The sequence below is a fragment of the Christiangramia sabulilitoris genome (genome assembly GCF_007050985.1).
GTDB lineage: Bacteria > Bacteroidota > Bacteroidia > Flavobacteriales > Flavobacteriaceae > Christiangramia > Christiangramia sabulilitoris.
Genome location: NZ_VHSF01000003.1, coordinates 454,155 through 472,738, shown reverse-complemented (window position 1 = coordinate 472,738; position 18,584 = coordinate 454,155). Strand labels below are relative to the sequence as shown.

Here is an 18,584-nt window from a genome sequence, read left to right as displayed (position 1 = left end):
TCTTAGCTACTAAAATCCATTCCCAGGTCAACATCATGGGAAAACCGGGGTATATAAATACGCCTTCGGCGGAATGGATGGAGCAAAAGCCGGTAGGTTTTTCCTTTGCCCACCTGCCCGGTGCTTATAGTATGTTCGGGAATGAACTTACCACCGTAAATTTTTATAATGCCAGGGCTGCTTTTACTTCCTTTTTTGAAGTGAACCTGAGTGTAGCTCACCGGCCTGCCCGGGCGGAAATTAATAGACTGGGCGTTGGTGACCGACAACTGGATTTCAGGTTCCGGATTTTAAAAGAAAAAAAGTATACACCATCAATTGTCCTGGGATGGACTCCACCGGGATCGGCAGCGCCTTACCTGGCCCATGATTATCTGGTCCTAACCAAAAATTTTGAAACTTCAATCGGTAAACTTCAGATCTCTTCCGGTTATGGTTCACCTTATGTTTTTATTAAAAAACCAAACTCCGAATCTTTTCTGGATTTTGAAGTACAGAGGAAATCAGACTCGCGGTTAAAGGCAAATTACCTCACCGGTTTCTTTGCCGGGCTCAAATATCAGCCGGTGACCTGGGGAGGTTTACTGGCCGAATATGATTCTAACACTATTAACGCCGGGGCCTATATACAACCCTGGGAATGGCTCAACCTCCAGGGGCACACCTATGAAGGCAGGGAATTTGCATTCAGCGCCGCCGTAAATTTTTCACTGGACTTTTTACCCAAAACATTAAGAAGCTATGAGAAAGTTAGGGATTAGTTTTGTTTTATGCTTTTATATGCTGGGTATGAACGCCCAGCAATTAAAAGAAGAACTGGGGCAGGCAGGATTCGAGAATGTGCTTATTAATGACGGGGAAGATAGCCTTAAGATCCTATTTGAATACCGGGAATTCCGGCAGCCGGCACATAGTATGCGCTATGCATCTCTGGTTCTGGGCAGGGAGATGGAAGAAGCTAATAATGTAACCTACATCCCGCAATATCATAATGTGCCTATGGGTTCCTATTCCGGAGGAACTTATCAATTTAATGCTTTAAGCCCTCAGCACAGGGATTACTTCCGGGAAAATAACCAGGTGTTTAAAAATTACCGCTGGAGTTTCAGGTTGCAGCCGGAGATAGTCTCCAGGTTTGGTTATTATGAGGATCCTTTTGAAACTAAATTCAATATTATCCTGGATACCAGGATCTACCTCGCCCGTGGATTAAGTTTACAAACCGGGATCACCGTCCCGGTCTCCAACAACCTGGATAACCATGGCATGAAATTAAGGGCGGCACCCAGTATGTTGCATTATTTTGCCCAGCCGGTTAATTCACATTTTATAAGCCTGAGCGCGGGAACTTTCTATAATGACCGCTACGGGCTGGACCTCGAATACAGGTACGCCCGCCTGGATTCGCCATGGAGTTTTGGCCTGGCCGGGGGAGTGACCGGATTCTATCGGCTTTATGGCCTGGAATATTATAATGAACCTATGGATGACCTTTATGCCGTAGCCGATGTGGAATGGAGAACGGGTATAGAGCATACCAGCCTTAAGTTGACCGCAGGTCAGTTTCTCTATGAAGATAAAGGCGTACGCCTTGACCTGATCAAGCAATTCGCCGCTGCCGAGCTGGGGCTTTTCGCTGCCCGCACAGAGAATGGCACCACCGGCGGATTCCAGTTCGCTTTTGCACTATTCCCCGGGAAAATACTACGCGGTAAGAAAATGGAGTTGCGCACCACCGAGGAATTCAGGTGGGAATACACTTATAATAACGAATCCCCCGTGGCGCAGCAGTTCAGGATTGGCATGCCCCGACTTGCAGATCTGCTAAGGAATTATAATGAAGCCTGGATAAATAAATTGATTAATTGATTAATGAAACAATGAAACAATGAGTTGGATCAATCAACAATAATCAATTAGCAATAAACAATAAACAGTTATCCGTTGTCAGTTGTCGGTTGTCCGTCCTGTGCGGGATGAAGAATTTTATGAATTCTGGGTTTAAAGTCTAATGTCGAGACTCTTCACTGCTTTCAGAGTGACAATTGACAATGCACAATAAACAATTAGCAGTCATCCGTCACTTCGAGTGTTTTCCAGCAATGCAAATTGCGGGAAAATGTATCGAGAAGTCTTTGTTCCTAATGAAACCAGTCGGTTCTCGATACAAATTCGAATCTGCTAACGCATCTTCGAATCCACTCGAACTGACGTGGAATAGAATTTTCAGGGGATTAAACCGTCACCTCGAGTGATTTTATCGAAAGAATTGAGATAAAATTGTATCGAGAAGTCTGCGTTCGTAATGAAACCAGTCGGTTCTCGATACAAATTCGAATCTACTAACGCATCTTCGAATCCACTCGAACTGACGTAGAATAGAATTTTCAGGGGAGTAAACCGTCACTTCGAGTGTTTTCCGGCAATGAAAATTGCAGGAAAATGTATCGAGAAGTTTATCGTACCGTCACTTCGGAACTTCATCAAAATGACAATTACTCCTATCACCCCTGATCGCGAACGCAGTGAAGCGATCTACAGCCTACAGCTCAATTATAAACGTTAAATTATTGTGAATTTTTTAGGAATCTACCTTATATTCGCAGCCAAATCAGAATGACCAAAATGAAGCGACCCCAAATCGTTAAAGTCTTACAGGTAGTGCTTTGCGCACTTTTGTTAAGTTCCTGCGTTTCCCGAAAAGAGATCGTTTATTTCCAGGGACTGGAAGAAGCCGGTGAGCGTTTAGCCCAGAACCAGAATAAAAATCTGACTATAAAACCCAATGATCTATTAACCATAAACGTTTCTGCCCCGGAACAGGAAGCAGCGATGCCTTTTAATTTACCCGTGGTAGGAATGCCACAGGGTGGCGGTCTGGATGTCTCACTTACGGTACAGGGCCGGCAGCAAATGCAAACTTACCTGGTAGCAAACGACGGTACCATTGAATTCCCGGTTTTGGGAGATATCGTGGTGGAAGGTTTACGAACCAAAGAACTTTCAGCTAAACTAAAAAAAGAGATCAGTGAGTATGTGCAGGATCCTATTGTGAATGTACGTTTGGTGAATTTCCAGGTTAGTGTGCTGGGTGAAGTGAACCGTCCAGGTACTTTCGATATAAGGGATGAATATTTGAGCCTTCCCAAAGCTTTGGGATTAGCGGGAGATCTTTCTATTTATGGTGAACGAAAGAATGTCCTGGTGATGCGGGAGGAGAATGGGAAAAAGATCCATGAGTATCTGGATCTAACCGATCCCGAGATCCTGGATTCCCCTTTTTATTATTTACAGCAAAATGATGTGGTTTATGTGGAGCCTAATGGCGCTCAAAGACAATCGGCCAGTTACAACCGTAATGCCGGGGTTTATATTTCCATAGCTTCTGTTCTAATTTCCCTGGCGGTACTTTTAACAAGATAATTTATGTCACAACAACATTATACCCAGAGACCTCAGGAAGAAGAGATCAATTTAAGGGAAGAGGTAGAAAAGTATTTAAGGTACTGGCCCTGGTTCGTGGCGGGGGTAGTGATCTGTATCCTGCTAGCCGTGGCTTACCTTAAAGTAACCATCCCTACCTATAATACTACCGCGACCATCATCATCAAAGATGAAGAAAGCAAAGGACCGTCTTCAGATATGGCAGCATTTGTAGATATGGGTCTGTTATCGGGGATGGGAACCAATTCAATAGAAAATGAGATTGGCCTGTTAAGGTCGCGCAGGATGATGACCAATGTCTCCAAAGCCCTGAATCTTAATATCAGGTATTTTGATGATTCCGGTTTTTACCCGCGGGAGATCTATTTTGATTCTCCTTATTTGGTGCAGGTTTTACAGCTAGATGAAAATGCCCTTGAATACAGAACTGCGGAAGAAGGTAACACCTTCAGTATTTCTGAGAATGGCGAAGAGCTTATCTTAAGCAATACAGAGACCGGGAAAAGTTTTAAAACCAGAATTGGAGTGCCTGTAAATATCGGTTTCGGCGATATCGTGATCAATAAGAATCCCAATGCGGCCGAATCAACGGCAGCAGATATTTTGGTGAGCTTTGCTACTATAGATGGGGTAGCTTCAAATTATAAGGAAAAACTACAGGTAAATCTAACCGATAAGAATTCCAGCCTGATAGAATTAGGCCTGGAGGACCCGGTAAGGGAAAAGGCACGCGATATCCTGGACCAGCTGGTGCTGGAATATAACCGTGAGGCCATAGAAGATAAGAACCTTGTGGCCAGGAATACGGCTGAATTCATTGATGACCGTTTGAGTATCATCAACGAGGAACTGGACTCGGTGGAGACCGGGAAGGAAGAGTTCAAAGAGGCCAACAGCCTTACCGATATACAGGCAGAATCGAGCCTGTTTATTGAAAATGCCAGCGAGTATAACAAGAGGCAGCAGGAGGTAGGTACCCAACTGGAGCTGGCCAATGCCATGATCGAATATTTAAACTCCGGTTCGTCGACCGACTTGCTGCCGGCAAATCTCGGTATTGAAGAAACTGCGGTAAATAGCAGTATCCAGGAATATAACCAGCTGGTACTGGAGAGAAACAGGATCTTAAGTGGTTCCACTGAAAAGAACCCTATTGTGATCCGTTTGAATTCCCAGATAGCCCAGATCAAGGCCAATGTTCTGCAAAGCCTGGAAAGGATGCGTTCCAATTTAAGGATTGCTCAAAAGGACCTGGATCGTCAAAGCGAAGTGCTGGGATCAAAGATATCTGCGGTACCTTCTAAAGAAAGACAATATCGCGGGATAGAACGCCAGCAGAATATCAAAGAGGCTCTATATTTATTCCTTTTACAGAAAAGAGAGGAGAATTCACTTAGCCTGGCAGTTACCGCTCCCAAGGCCAAGATCGTAGACCGTGCCTATAGTTCAAGGATCCCGGTTTCCCCCAAGCCGAAAATTATTTTATTAGCGGCCCTGATCCTGGGAATGTTGATCCCTTTTATGGTGATCTATATTAAGAATCTTTTAAACAATAAGGTTCGGGACCGTGCTGATATCGAAAGGGCAGCTAAGGAGATCCCTATTGTGGGAGAAGTACCGAAAGTTACCGGTAATCAAAAAGATATTATCGAAAAAAGTGACCGGAGTATCCTGGCCGAGGCTTTCAGGATTTTGCATACAAACCTGCAGTACCTGTTGGTGAACAGCAGTGATAAAAAGACCGGCATCAAGATCTTTATCACCTCTACCGTAAAAGGAGAGGGGAAGACCTTTACTGCCTTTAACCTCGCCATCACCCTGGCCAATACCGGGAAGAAAGTGGTCGTGGTTGGGGGAGACCTCAGGAATCCGCAGTTACAGAGATATGAGGCGCAGACCAGATCCATGATGGGGGTGAGTGATTACCTGGTAAATGACAGCCTGAGACTGGATGACCTGATAAAACCTTCGAAATTACATCCGGACATGTTTCTTCTGGCATCGGGAAGTATACCACCCAACCCTGCAGAATTATGGAGACAGGATAAGGCCGGCCGTTTATTTGATGAGCTGGAAGCAGCCTTCGATTATGTGATCGTGGATACCGCACCGTCCATGCTGGTAGCAGATACCTTCCTAATAAACAAATATGCCGATCTTACTCTTTATATGGTTAGAGCCGGATATACCGAAAAGAAATTACAGGAATTTGCCCTCGATGCGAAAAGGGATGGAAAGCTGCATGATGTAGGATTCGTTCTTAATGATGTGGAGCTGTCTAACTTTGGCTATGGAAATAAATACGGCTATAGCTATGGCGCCGAGGAAGAAAGTTTCTGGAAAAAGCTACGAAACAAAGCTGCCTTCTGGTAGAACTTGCATTTAAATATACTAACACCGCCCGGCCTTCGCCGGGTTTTTTGTTTTTAGGGTTTATCTGTTGTCTGTTGACCCTGAGCCTGTCGAAGGGTTGTGGGTTGTCTGTTGCCTGTTTTCTGTTCTCTGTTGTGGGTTGTCTGTTGACCCTGAACATGTCGAAGGGTGTTTATTGTGGGTTATCTGTTGCCTGTTGTTTGTAGTTCGTAGTTCGGGATTCAGAGCCTCTGAATTGTATAATGTATACTTTAGTCCGTATGTCTGACAGGGCATCCTGATCCTGTCGAAGGGTTCTCTGTTGCCTGTTGTCTGTTGACCCTGAGCCTGTCGAAGGGTTGTCTATTGTCCGTTGTGTAAAAAAGGAACTCACGTCACCTCGAGTGATCTAATCGAAAGAATTGAGATAAAATTGTATCGAGAAGTCAGTCGATGCCCTCCTTCGAAATGACAGCAAGGTTAAAGCGGGTATCCGTCACTTCGAGTGTTTTCCAGCAATGAAAATTGCAGGAAAATGTATCGAGAAGTCTTCATATGAAATAACACAGAGCAGTTCTCGATACAAATTTAAATCTGCTTCCGCATCTTTAAATTCACTCGAACTGACGGGGGTAACAATATTAAGGGTGATGTGATCGTCACTTCGAGTGATTTTGTCGAAAGAATTGAGATAAAATCGTATCGAGAAGTTTAGTCACTGCGCTTCTTCGGAAGCACAATAAACAATACGCAATGAACAATAAACAATTATCATTCGGCCTTCGACAGGCTCAGTCCGGCAATTTGTTTGCAGTTATCCGAGCAGTTCTTAATACAGATTCGAATCTGCTTGCGCATCTTCGAATCCACTCGAACAGACGTGAGTGCCAATATTAGGAGAAACGTGACCGTCACTTCGAGTGTTTTCCAGCAATGCAAATTGCAGGAAAATGTATCGAGAAGTCTGTCGTCCCGATACTTCTGCATTCATACAAAATTACACGTAAACTTCAACGAACAACAAACAATAAACAATATCTCCGATCACCCCCTGATCACGAACGCAGTGCAGCGATCTACAGCCTACAGCCTACAGCCTACAGCTCTTTTTCCCGCCAAAAATTAGCATTCAAAGCCTGGCGATAACTTGCATGTTAACAAATAATTAACTTATATTTGCGCGTCCGAAAAAATCTGATCGTCCTTAACTATCAGGCCTACTAATTAGTTAAATGACCGACAACCTTAACCCTACATCCACAAGGAAGCCGCTGTTAGTGGGTCTTCTTGCAGCCTTGCTTTTCCTTGCGCTGGGGTTCTTTATGCTCTGGCAGCGCTACCAGATCCTGCTGGAAAACAGGCAGTCTGAGATGGCCGGAATTATCGAGCTGGTAGAACAGAATATTGAACAATCCTTAAAATACAGTTACTCGGCCGTTCTATCCCTCGCCTTGCAAATAGATGAGAACGGAAAGATCGAGAATTTCGACACTATTGCCGCCCAGCTGGTAGACAGTAACCCTAATATAGATGCCATACAGATCGTCCCCAACGGGGTGATCACCAAAGTATATCCCTATAAGGAGCATCAGGCTGCATTAAATTATGATATACTTAATGAGCCAAAAACACGGGAAGAAGCACTAAAGGCTATAGAAAGCCGGAAGATGTATTTTGCCGGTCCGCTGCAGTTAAAACAGGGTGGCCTGGCGATCGTAGGCAGACTCCCGGTATTCATTGAAAATGACTTCTGGGGTTTCGCGGCCGTGCTAATCTATTTCGAAAATCTTATAGACCAGTCGGGGATAAGGGACCTGGCTTCAGATAAATATAAATTCCAGTTTTCCAAGACAGATCCAGTGAGCGGGAAGGAGCAATTTTTCCTGCAAGAAACCAGCGAACTAAAGGAAGCCTACTCAGAAGAGGTGTTATTGCCGGACGGAGACTGGAAGATCTATATAATTCCGGTGAATCCGCTGGAACCTTTTTATGCCATCATCCCCGTGGGATTGCTTATCCTGGTTTTCTCCGCAGCTATGGGCTGGATCATTTTCAATACCATGAAGCAGCCGGCGATACTTGCTGCGAAAGTGAAAAAACAGGCAGGTGATCTGGCCAAGAGTGAACTTCAGTTCAGGACTATTTTTAACCAGGCGGCTATAGGGATGGCCCGGGTGGATTCCAATACAGGAATGATCCTGGAAACCAATAATAAATTTCAGGAATTGCTGGGGTATAGCAATGCAGAACTAAACCAGAAAGATCATATCGCCATATCTTATCCTGAAGACCGTAAGCCTAATATTGAGCTGATGGAGAAATTGCGCAATAACGAAATACGGGAATACAATCTAAAGAAGAGACTGGTAAAAAAGGATGGAGAGATCATCTGGATCAAGCTGAATGTATCCGCTTTATGGTCTGAAGGGGAAAAGGCCACTTCTCATATTGCCCTGGTGGAAGATATTTCAGCAAGGGTAAGGGCAAAGGAGGAACGTGAAGCCAATGAGAAGCGTTTTAAATCGCTGGTGGAACATTCCAGTGAGGTCATTCTGATCATAGATTCTGAAGGCAGGGCAAAATATGCAACTCCTTCGCTGGAAAGGATCACCGGGTATAAACAATTACAGATTGCCGAAAACGAAATCTTTTCTCTGGTACACCCGGAGGATGCCGCCGGGGTGATAAAGAAGTTTAAAGAATCCCGGAATAATCCCGGTAAAGCTGTTTCTGGCATAAATACACGTATTTACAGCAGGTCAATGGAGGCTCTGTGGGTCGAGGTGACCCTTACCAATCTTTGCCATGAGGAAAGCATTGGCGGGTATGTGGTAAATTTCCGTGATGTTACCGCCAAACGTGAGGCAGAGCTTAACCTGATCAAGTCTTATGATTTTGTGATGGAGCAAAATAAGCGCCTGCTGAATTTCGCCTATATCGTATCACATAACCTGCGTTCGCATTCCAGTAATTTTGAATCTATCCTGGAGCTATACAATACCGAGGATTCTGAAGAAGAAAGACAAACCTATATTTCCCTTTTGCAGAATGTTTCAGATAATCTGAATCAATCCCTGCACGATCTTAATGAGGTGGTAAGTATAAATAATAACCTCGATATTAATGTGGAAATGCTCAGCGTTTCAGAATATCTGAAAAATACGCTGGATGTACTTAAGCTTCAGATCAATAATAAAGAGGCTAATATAATTAACCGGGTGCCTGCAGAAATGCGGATACTTTTCAACTCTTCCTACCTGGAAAGTATTTTGCTCAACTTCCTCACCAATGCGCTGAGGTATAGTGCTGCAGGCAGGAAACCTGAAATAGAACTGCTGGGTTACCAGGACTATGGTCGCTGGGTCCTGGAGATTCGGGACAATGGGATAGGCATAGACCTGGAGCAACACGGGGATAAGGTCTTTGGCCTATATAAGACCTTTACAGACAGAAAGGGTTCCCGCGGGGTGGGCTTATTTATTACCAAAAACCAGATCACTGCCATGGGAGGAACGGTGAGCGTGGAAAGTACACCCGATGTTGGGACTACTTTTAAAGTTATGTTCAAATGAGAAAAAGTGTTTGGGTGATAGATGATGACCAGATCTACCAGATGATCATCAAAAAGTTGATCAAAAGGTCTGAAGTCTTTGGGGAGCAGGCATACTATAAATGTACCCACCAGGTCTTTGAAGATCTGGAAAATAGCCGCGTCTTCCTACCAGACGTCATTTTGCTGGATATTAATATGCCATTTATGGATGGCTGGCAGTTTATACAAAAATTAAAGAGCTTATACCCAGATCATATTCAACGTACAGAGATCTATATCGTATCCTCTTCTATAGCATATTCAGATAAGGAAAGGGCAGAGAGTATCCCAGAGATTTGTTCATTTTTATCTAAACCCGTTTCTGTGGAGACCCTGAAGAAAATAGGAGAGCATATAAAAGAAAAAAACCCGGTGTAGGGACCAGGTTTAGATTGTAGTTAGTAATTGAGAATTGTTTCTTCTTAAGCTGCGGAAATCACATTATAGTGATTCAGCAGACTTTGATAAAAAAAGATGCTTTTATCGTCTTTCTTAAGACAGGATTTAATAAAACGCTCCAGATCCTGGCATTCAAAGGTGATACTGGTATATTTCTTATGCCCAACAGGTAATTTAAGATCTACTGTTTGTTCAGCATAATTAATATTCACATGCTTTGCCTCAAAATACTTCTTAATGATCGCGCGGTGCATCATCTGGAAATTAGAATTATCCTGATCTTTATTAGCAATACTGTAAGAGATCAGACTTTTAACATCGTCGAGAATTTCCGGGAGTGTAATTTTGTTCATAGATTCCTGTTTCATCATTATCATCGGGGCTAAATTACTATTAGACAGGGTAAAAGCTGTTAAAAAAAATGTAATACTTTCCGGATTAATATTTTTTTAACTTCCCTTACATAAATTTTAAAATTCCGGAAACACTATATTTTAAGCGTGATCGGGGAGTGTATGATCCGCAGGCGTTTGTCTAGAATTGAGAGGTTGTAAAATTGAATTCCGTTACGCGTAGTCGAGCCTGCAGCCTGGTGAATATGTCCAAACAAGTGGAATTTAGGCTTGACAATTGTTAAAAATTCTCGCAATTCTTCACAGCCGAGGTGATTCCTGCCGTCGATCTCGTCAAGAATTCCAAATGGAGGGGTATGCGTAATAAGAACATCGGTTTTCGCAGGGATAAGGTTCCAGTGTTTCCTGATTGCCTCGCCGCGTTCTTTATTGAACGCCCAGTTGTGTAATCCCGGGGTGACGGGTGACCCCCAGAAATTGATCCCTTCCAGTTTTATTCCTTTATCTATAAGGACATGAATATTGGCAGGAACTTTATCCAGGTTTTGTTGTTTTTCAAAAAAGAAATCATGATTGCCGGGAATAAGGATCTTATGGTTATGTGGCTGGGAAGAAAACCATTCAAGAAAATTACTGGTCTCATTTCGTGTCCCTCCATCTGTGCAATCTCCTGCATGAATTAAAATATCTCCATGTGGGATGGGGATCTCATGGTGCAGATTATGGGTATCGGCCAGGCAGATGAGCTTCATGTTATCTGGTTTTCAATAACTGCAAAATAGGCAAAAAAAAATCCGTTGAGTGTGTCAACGGATTTGATAGATTGCTCTGTAAATTATTTATCTCCTTCATCTACCTGGAGATCGTTCAGTTTATCTGCAGGTAATATTTTATTTATGGTTTTCAACATTCCAAAAGCGATCAAAGAAGCAGTCACTGCGAAAAATATAAACTTCACCAGCAAGCTTTCGCTAACTACCAGGCTATAAAAGCCAAGGAAGATCTCGACTACAATGAATAAAACTTTAATACCTACTTTTAAAAACATCTCTTTCTTGATTCTGAGCAAATATAACTTCCAAATACCGGACCACTATTCTGCCGAATAAAGTTTGACAGAAATTTAACTTTGCGAACTTCTGTCTTACAATCTTTTAAGTTAAAAATTCTTAAACCGCGGGTGGTGAAGCTTTCGGAATTGTAAATTGGTTTGCAAAATTGTAAGATTTGAATAAGAAAAAGAAAATTGGCCTGGGCATATTAATTGGGATCCTCACCTTTTTAATTGCCCTGCTGGTCGCTAATAATATTCTGGAGAAAAAGATAAAAAAGGCAATAGAAGATAATCTTAGCAGGGCGAAAGTCACTTTTAAGAAAGTAGATGTAAAGCTACTCGACCGCAGTGCTGAAGTGATTCAGCCCTTTGCGAGGATCAAAGGCAAAACCCTGAGCGTGGATACTATCAAGTTGAATAATATCCATCTGTGGGATTATATAAGTAATAAGGATATCATCGTCGGTGATCTTGAGGTCTCAGGCCCGGTGGTAAAATTTTTCAGGAACGATACAGTTAAGGACACTACCAGAACCCAAAAGGATAAAACCTCTTCAGAATTTAAAAATAAGATACTGGTAAAAAGGGTGAAGGTGAAAAGGGGGACTTTCCAGATCTTTGAGGAAGATACTTCCATGCACCGCTTATATGCACAGTTGAAAAGTCTGGAAATGGAACAGCTGCGCATTAATGCGGAAACTTTAAAGGAGACCGTTCCCTTTAATTATGACCTTATCCTGTTAAATATAGATAGTTTATTCTATGACCTGAATGCGCAGCAGGAACTTTCAGTTAGAGATCTGGTGATTGATAATAATGAGTTAAATATTACCGGTTTTAGAATATTACCGAAATATTCCAAAGAAGCTCATCAAAATACCATTAGTGTTCAGAAAGACCGCTACGACCTTACGATCGATTCAGTTTATATGAGCGATATCAACTGGAGTTTGCAGAATGATACCTTAAAACTGGAGAATCCATTTACCAGGTTCAGTGGAGTCGATCTAAAAATTTACCGTGATAAACTGCAGCCGGAAGATAACAGTGCCAAGTATATGTATAGCAGGCAGATAAGGAATATGCCGGTGCACCTTTCGCTGGACAGTCTTAAGATTACCGATGCCTATATTAAATATGAAGAGAATATTCATCCCGATAAAGAAACCGGGATAGTGGAATTTTCCAACCTGAACGCCAGTATTAAAAATATCACCAACCTGGACCTGGATAGAAAAGACTTTCCGAAAACCCTGATCAGCATAGATGCAGACTTTATGAAAAGCGCTCCTTTGCATGTGGACTGGGAATTTGATATAAGTAACACGGCAGATGCCTTCCAGATATCGGGTAGTATGGGGAGGCTCGCTGCCAGCGAAATGAATAAATTCCTGCAGCCGGCGATGAATGTTGAAGCCACCGGGGAAATCCTGGATATGTACTTTAATTTTTACGGTAACAATACTACCGCGAGCGGTGACATGAGACTGGAGTATAAGGATTTTAAGGTGCAGGTGATGCGCAAGGATGGAAAGAAGAAAAACAAATTCGTTTCTGCGCTGGCCAATCTTATTGTTAAGAACAAGGCTTTGAATGATAAAGCCAATCATAAGGACATTAGCTTTACGCGTGATAAAACAAAATCTTTCTGGAATTATCTCTGGAACCTGATTAAGAACGGGGCTTTGAAAGCCTTCCTTTAGATCTTGAAAGTGATGACTGGTTTGTTGGCATGATTTACCAGGTCCTCGCTAATACTGCCATTAAAGAAATGGGCAAGGCCTTTTCTTCCATGTGTGCCAATACCTATTAAGCTGGCGTTGACCTTTTTTGCAAAATTCAGAATACCCTGTTCCACACTTACATCATTATAAATATGGATCTTATGTTTTTCAATTTCAACATCTTTGAGGAATTCCTTTATTTTCTGATGAGCTTCTTTGGTGGTCACAAAGTCATTGGGGGTATTAACGAATAATAAATGCATGGTAGCCTGCATGCTGTTTGAAAAATTAACCGCCTTTCGAAGTACATTTTTATGGGATGGATTCGCATCTGTGGCGAAAACAAAATGATTAATTACAAAATCTTCAATTTCATTCTTGATCACCAGCACCGGGATCTCTGAGTGTCTTACCACTTTTTCTGTATTGGAACCAATGAACATTTCCTGGAAACCACGGGCGCCATGGGAACCCATCACGATAAGGTCGCAATTCTTTTCCTTGCCAATTTCCATAATACCTTCAAAGGCCCGGTGAAATTCCACCACTTCATGGACTTTGATGCCTTGGAGGTAGGGTTCTTTCATGATCCTGTTAAATCTCTGGTGAGCCAGTTTCATAAAGAAGATAGCCTCGGGCAGGTTCTGGCTTCCGCCACCTACGGGATCTATAAGCTGCAGGGGTAATTCCAGCATATGCAACAGGTAAATGTCACCGTCGAATTTTCGTGCAAGTTGTGCGGCTACTTTCAGGGCTTTCTCAGCCTGTTCACTAAAGTCTGTAGGGACGAGAATATGTTTCATGACTGAAGGTAAATAGTTGTAAATCAGTTATCTATTAAAATTACGAAGAATATTTTAGGTGTTCTTAAATATTTCACTTTTTATGGGATAGGAATTTTAGCGCAGAGTGCCACGATGACACTGATTTTATGTGATCACTCATTTCATTTATAATCACGTTTTTATACTTGGAAAATATTGCTATATTTGCAGCGTTGAAACTAAAAAAGTACAGCGAGGGGACAGAAGTCCCCTCTTTTTATAATTATATGCTGAAGGAGAAGGTAGAAAAATTAGCAGAGAAGGCATTCGAAGAAAATAATTCCTTATTTTTAATCAGCCTTGAAGTGAACTCCGCCAATCATATCAAGATAGTGTTGGACGGGGACAAGGGAGTTTCAGTAAATGACTGTATCACGGTAAGTCGTGCCATAGAGCACAACCTGGACAGGGAGGAGGAAGATTTTTCTCTGGAAGTTACTTCGGCCGGGGTCTCTGAGCCTCTTACCATGCCGAGACAATTCAAAAAGAATTTAGGTCGCAGGTTAAAGGTGAAAACCGCAAATGATAAGTTCGATGGAGATCTTATCGCTGCAGACGATAATGAAATAAAGCTTTCCTGGAAAGCGAGAGAGCCCAAGCCGGTAGGTAAGGGTAAGATTACAGTTCAGAAAGAGGCCGTTTTGCCTTATACTGAAATTGTGGAAGCAAAAGTTAAAATAACATTTTAATCACATATTGATATGGAAAATATCGCGTTGATTGAGTCATTCTCAGAGTTTAAAGACGATAAACTTATAGATCGTGTCACCCTGATGGCGATCCTGGAGGATGTTTTTAGAAATGCTTTAAAGAAAAAGTATGGAGAAGACGATAATTTTGATATTATTGTAAACCCTGATAAGGGAGATCTTGAGATCTGGAGAAACCGGATCGTAGTGGCAGATGGTGAAGTAGAGGACTCTAACAGGGAAATATCTCTTACCCAGGCCCGCAAAATCGAACCCGATTTTGAGGTTGGTGAAGATGTTTCAGAAGAAGTAAAGCTGGTAGATCTTGGAAGAAGAGCGATCCTGGCCCTGCGCCAGAATCTTATTTCAAAGATCCATGAGCATGATAACACGAATATTTACAAGCAGTTTAAAGATCTTGAAGGAGAGATTTATACGGCTGAGGTTCATCATATAAGACACAGAGCGATCATTTTGCTGGATGATGAAGGGAATGAAATAGTGCTTCCAAAGGACCGCCAGATTCCTTCAGATTTCTTCAGAAAAGGAGAAAATGTAAGGGGGATCATAGAAAGCGTCGAATTAAAAGGTAACAAGCCTACAATCATAATGTCCAGAACCGCACCAGGTTTCCTTGAGAAATTATTCGAACAGGAGATCCCTGAGGTTTTTGATGGTTTGATCACTATCAAGAAAGTAGTTCGTGTTCCTGGTGAAAAGGCGAAAGTAGCGGTAGATTCTTATGATGACAGGATAGATCCTGTTGGTGCCTGTGTAGGTATGAAAGGTTCCCGTATTCACAGTATCGTTCGCGAACTGGGGAATGAGAACATAGATGTGATTAATTTCACCAATAATGAACAGTTATTTATCACCAGAGCTCTAAGCCCGGCGAAAATAACTTCCATTAAAATGGATGAGGAAGCGAGAACGGCTGAGGTAATGCTTAAGCCGGAAGAAGTTTCTAAAGCGATTGGTAGAGGTGGGCATAATATTAGATTGGCAGGACAATTGACCGGCTATGAAATAGATGTGTACCGTGAAGGTGTTGAAGAAGATGTTGAGCTGAAAGAATTTACAGATGAGATCGAAGATTGGGTGATCGCCGAATTTTCAAAGATCGGTCTGGATACAGCAAAAGCTGTGTTGGAGCAGGATGTAGATGATCTTGTTCGTCGTACAGATCTGGAAGAAGAGACTATTAAAGATGTAATGTCTGTGCTTCGATCTGAATTTGAGGAATAATATTTTTAGAATACAGAATACAATTAAAGAGAGTAATTTAGAGGGCAATTTATGGCAGAAGCGAAAACAACGCGATTAAATAAAGTTCTACGTGAGTTCAATATCTCGTTAGACAGGGCTGTGGAATATCTTAATTCCAAAGGCTACGAGATAGACGCACGTCCAACTACCAAGATCTCGGGAGAAATCTACGAGGTGCTTTCTGACGAGTTCGAAACCGACAAGAGTAAGAAAAGAGCTTCTAAAGAAGTTGGTGAAGAGCGTAAGAAAGAGAAGGAAGAGCTGCGCAAGGAAATCGAGGAAAAACGTAAGGCTGAAGAGGTGAAAAAGGAGAAGGAAGAAGAGACGATCTCATCCAGAGCCAAACTCGAAGGACCAAAAACTGTTGGTAAAATAGACCTGGGCGCGAAGCCTGGTGAAAAGCCAAAGCCGGCAGAAGAAGCCAAGCCTGAAGAAAAAGCCAAAGAAACTCCAGTGGAAGAACCTGTCCAAGAAGCTGAAGAGACTAAGCAACCTGAAAAACCAGCGGCGAAAGCCGAGGAAAAAGCAGAGGAGCCTAAAGTAGAGGAGAAGAAACCTGAACCTGAGAAGGCTAAGGAAGAAGAGCCTAAGAAAGAAGAGGCTGCTCCTGCTGCTGCTGAAGAATGGGAAAAGGAGGAATCCAGTACTATAGAAACCAAGTATACCAAGCTTAGCGGTCCTAACTTTACCGGTAAAAAGATCGATCTTTCTCAATTCAAGAAACCTGTTAAGAAGAAGGAAGAGAAGAAAGACGATAAGAAGGATGATAAGGATAAGCGCAAAAAGCGTCGTCGCCGCATCAGCAAAGATGTGAAAGGTGGTGGCGGTGGGCCTCGTGTTAAAGGTACCGGAGCCGGAGCTGGAAGAAAAAGAAGTAAACCTATTACCAAGGAGGAGCCTACTGAGGAGGAAGTACAAAAACAAGTGCGTGAAACGCTTGAAAAACTTCAGGGTAAATCTTCTAAAGGTAAAGGAGCAAAATACAGAAGGCAGAAACGTGATGAACACAGACAGCGTTCTGCAGACGATCTGGCTCAACAGGAATCTGACGAAAAGATCTTAAAAGTTACTGAATTCGTAACGGTAAGTGAGGTTGCAACCATGATGGATGTTCCGGTAACTAAAATTATTTCAGCGTGTATGTCACTTGGAATGATGGTAACCATGAACCAGCGTCTGGATGCGGAGACCTTAACGATCGTAGCTGAAGAGTTTGGTTATGAAGTTGAGTTTACTACTGCCGATGTTGAAGAGACTGTTGAAGAAGTAGAAGAAAATCCGGAAGATCTTGAAACAAGAGCTCCGATCGTAACCGTAATGGGTCACGTTGACCACGGTAAAACTTCCCTACTTGATTACGTTCGTAAGGAGAATGTGATCGCAGGCGAAAGTGGTGGAATTACACAGCATATTGGTGCCTACGGGGTGAAACTCGAAGGCGGACAAAAGATAGCATTCCTGGATACTCCCGGTCACGAAGCCTTTACGGCGATGCGTGCTCGTGGTGCACAGGTTACAGATATTGCGATCATTGTGATCGCAGCAGATGATGATGTGATGCCGCAAACAAAAGAGGCGATCTCTCACGCTCAGGCGGCGGGAGTGCCAATTATTTTTGCGATCAACAAATCTGATCTTCCAACGGCAAACCCTGAGAAGATCAAGGAAAAACTTGCTTCCATGGATCTTCTTGTAGAAGACTGGGGTGGTAAGATTCAGTCGCACGATATTTCTGCTAAAACAGGAATGGGAGTTAAGGAATTACTTGAAAAAGTGCTTCTTGAAGCAGAGATCCTGGAATTAAAAGCGAATCCTAAAAAACTGGCTAAGGGTACCGTAGTAGAAGCATTCCTTGACAAAGGTCGTGGATATGTGGCTACGATCCTGGTTCAGGGTGGTACGCTTAAAGTTGGAGACTATGTACTTGCCGGTAGAAATAGCGGTAAGGTGAAGGCGATGCAGGATGAACGTGGTAACGACGTTAAAGAAGCTGGTCCATCTACACCGGTATCCATACTTGGTCTTGATGGTGCGCCACAGGCCGGTGATACCTTCAAGGTGATGGAAGATGAGCGTGAAGCGAAAGATATCGCAGCCAGACGTACTCAGTTACAACGTGAGCAGAATGTTAGAACTCAGCGTCACATTACGCTGGATGAAATTGGAAGACGTATTGCTCTTGGAGACTTTAAAGAGCTTAATATTATCCTGAAGGGTGATGTGGATGGTTCTGTGGAAGCGCTTACAGATAGTTTCCAGAAACTTTCTACTGAAGAGATTCAGGTAAATATCATACACAAAGGAGTAGGTGCAATTACTGAAAGTGATGTGCTGCTTGCTTCGGCCTCTGATGCGGTTATTATCGGGTTTAACGTTCGTCCTGCAGGAAATGCAAGACAGGTTGCCGATAAGGAAGAAATCGATATCAGAACATACTCGATCATCTATGATGCGATCAATGATCTTAAAGATGCCATGGAAGGAATGCTTTCTCCAGAATTGAAGGAGGAGATCACCGGTACGGCAGAGATCAGGGAGACCTTCAAGATATCCAAGATCGGTACGATCGCAGGTTGTATGGTAACTTCAGGAACTATTTACAGAAGTGCCGGTATACGCCTTATTAGAGATGGTGTGGTGGTATACACAGGAGAACTTGCTTCCTTGAAGCGTTTCAAGGACGATGTAAAAGAAGTTAAGAAAGGTTACGACTGTGGTATGCAGGTGAAGAACTACAACGATATTAGAGAAGGTGATGTGCTGGAAGCCTTCAGAGAAGTTGAGGTTAAGAAAACTCTTAAATAAGAGAAACTGTTATAAATTAAAAATGCGACTGAGAGATCAGTCGCTTTTTTTTGTTTGAAGCATTATGTGAAAAATGTAATGC

The 18,584-nt window shown here is 42.6% G+C and carries 14 protein-coding genes; 10 read left to right on the top strand and 4 right to left on the bottom strand.

Going from position 1 to position 18,584, the window contains the following annotated elements; genetic code table 11:
- Nucleotides 1–35: 35 nt before the first annotated feature.
- From FGM01_RS12255 to FGM01_RS12230, 6 genes are all read left to right on the top strand, one after another.
- Nucleotides 36–761, top strand: a complete 726-nt coding sequence (locus FGM01_RS12255) for a YjbH domain-containing protein (protein ID WP_243735804.1) — start codon at nucleotides 36–38, stop codon at nucleotides 759–761.
- On the top strand, nucleotides 742–1,869 hold the full coding sequence (locus tag FGM01_RS12250; RefSeq protein ID WP_243735803.1) for a YjbH domain-containing protein: 1,128 nt from the start codon (nucleotides 742–744) through the stop codon (nucleotides 1,867–1,869). The genes FGM01_RS12255 and FGM01_RS12250 overlap by 20 nt, the downstream gene beginning before the upstream one ends.
- Before the next feature lie 756 nt (nucleotides 1,870–2,625).
- Nucleotides 2,626–3,423, top strand: a complete 798-nt coding sequence (locus FGM01_RS12245; protein ID WP_143411457.1) for a polysaccharide biosynthesis/export family protein — start codon at nucleotides 2,626–2,628, stop codon at nucleotides 3,421–3,423.
- 3 nt (nucleotides 3,424–3,426) lie between these two features.
- Nucleotides 3,427–5,817, top strand: a complete 2,391-nt coding sequence (locus FGM01_RS12240) for a GumC family protein (protein WP_143411456.1) — start codon at nucleotides 3,427–3,429, stop codon at nucleotides 5,815–5,817.
- 1,211 nt (nucleotides 5,818–7,028) lie between these two features.
- The gene (locus FGM01_RS12235) at nucleotides 7,029–9,368 is read left to right on the top strand and encodes a PAS domain S-box protein (protein ID WP_143411455.1); all 2,340 of its coding nucleotides are present in this window, start codon (nucleotides 7,029–7,031) and stop codon (nucleotides 9,366–9,368) included.
- A complete protein-coding gene (locus tag FGM01_RS12230) occupies nucleotides 9,365–9,766 on the top strand; it encodes a response regulator (RefSeq protein ID WP_143411454.1) in 402 nt (133 codons plus the stop codon). The genes FGM01_RS12235 and FGM01_RS12230 overlap by 4 nt, the downstream gene beginning before the upstream one ends.
- A 44-nt stretch (nucleotides 9,767–9,810) precedes the next feature.
- Here FGM01_RS12230 and FGM01_RS12225 read toward each other — a convergent pair whose 3' ends face one another.
- From FGM01_RS12225 to FGM01_RS12215, 3 genes are all read right to left on the bottom strand, one after another.
- Nucleotides 9,811–10,140, bottom strand: a complete 330-nt coding sequence (locus tag FGM01_RS12225) for a hypothetical protein (protein ID WP_143411453.1) — start codon at nucleotides 10,138–10,140, stop codon at nucleotides 9,811–9,813.
- A 134-nt stretch (nucleotides 10,141–10,274) separates the two neighbouring features.
- The gene (locus tag FGM01_RS12220) at nucleotides 10,275–10,892 is read right to left on the bottom strand and encodes a metallophosphatase domain-containing protein (RefSeq protein WP_143411452.1); all 618 of its coding nucleotides are present in this window, start codon (nucleotides 10,890–10,892) and stop codon (nucleotides 10,275–10,277) included.
- 83 nt (nucleotides 10,893–10,975) lie between these two features.
- Complete coding sequence (locus tag FGM01_RS12215) at nucleotides 10,976–11,209, bottom strand: hypothetical protein (RefSeq protein ID WP_243735802.1); 234 nt, start codon at nucleotides 11,207–11,209, stop codon at nucleotides 10,976–10,978.
- A 158-nt stretch (nucleotides 11,210–11,367) separates the two neighbouring features.
- On the opposite strand from FGM01_RS12215, the gene FGM01_RS12210 reads away from it, so the two are divergent.
- The gene (locus FGM01_RS12210; RefSeq protein ID WP_143411451.1) at nucleotides 11,368–12,897 is read left to right on the top strand and encodes a hypothetical protein; all 1,530 of its coding nucleotides are present in this window, start codon (nucleotides 11,368–11,370) and stop codon (nucleotides 12,895–12,897) included.
- Here FGM01_RS12210 and FGM01_RS12205 read toward each other — a convergent pair.
- Nucleotides 12,894–13,721, bottom strand: a complete 828-nt coding sequence (locus FGM01_RS12205; RefSeq protein ID WP_143411450.1) for a universal stress protein — start codon at nucleotides 13,719–13,721, stop codon at nucleotides 12,894–12,896. The two genes, FGM01_RS12210 and FGM01_RS12205, sit on opposite strands and share 4 nt — an antisense overlap.
- 248 nt (nucleotides 13,722–13,969) lie before the next feature.
- On the opposite strand from FGM01_RS12205, the gene rimP reads away from it, so the two are divergent.
- Genes rimP through infB form a run of 3 tightly spaced genes read left to right on the top strand, consistent with a single transcriptional unit; the run spans nucleotide 13,970 to nucleotide 18,502 of the window.
- Nucleotides 13,970–14,431 carry a ribosome assembly cofactor RimP gene (rimP, locus tag FGM01_RS12200; RefSeq protein WP_143411449.1) on the top strand — a complete coding sequence of 154 codons (462 nt, stop codon included), beginning with the start codon at nucleotides 13,970–13,972 and terminating at the stop codon, nucleotides 14,429–14,431.
- A 12-nt stretch (nucleotides 14,432–14,443) separates the two neighbouring features.
- Nucleotides 14,444–15,676 (top strand): transcription termination factor NusA, encoded by a 1,233-nt coding sequence (gene nusA, locus FGM01_RS12195; protein ID WP_143411448.1) that lies wholly within the window; start codon nucleotides 14,444–14,446, stop codon nucleotides 15,674–15,676.
- Nucleotides 15,677–15,727: 51 nt separating this feature from the next.
- Nucleotides 15,728–18,502 carry a translation initiation factor IF-2 gene (gene infB / locus FGM01_RS12190; RefSeq protein ID WP_143411447.1) on the top strand — a complete coding sequence of 925 codons (2,775 nt, stop codon included), beginning with the start codon at nucleotides 15,728–15,730 and terminating at the stop codon, nucleotides 18,500–18,502.
- Nucleotides 18,503–18,584: the final 82 nt, after the last annotated feature.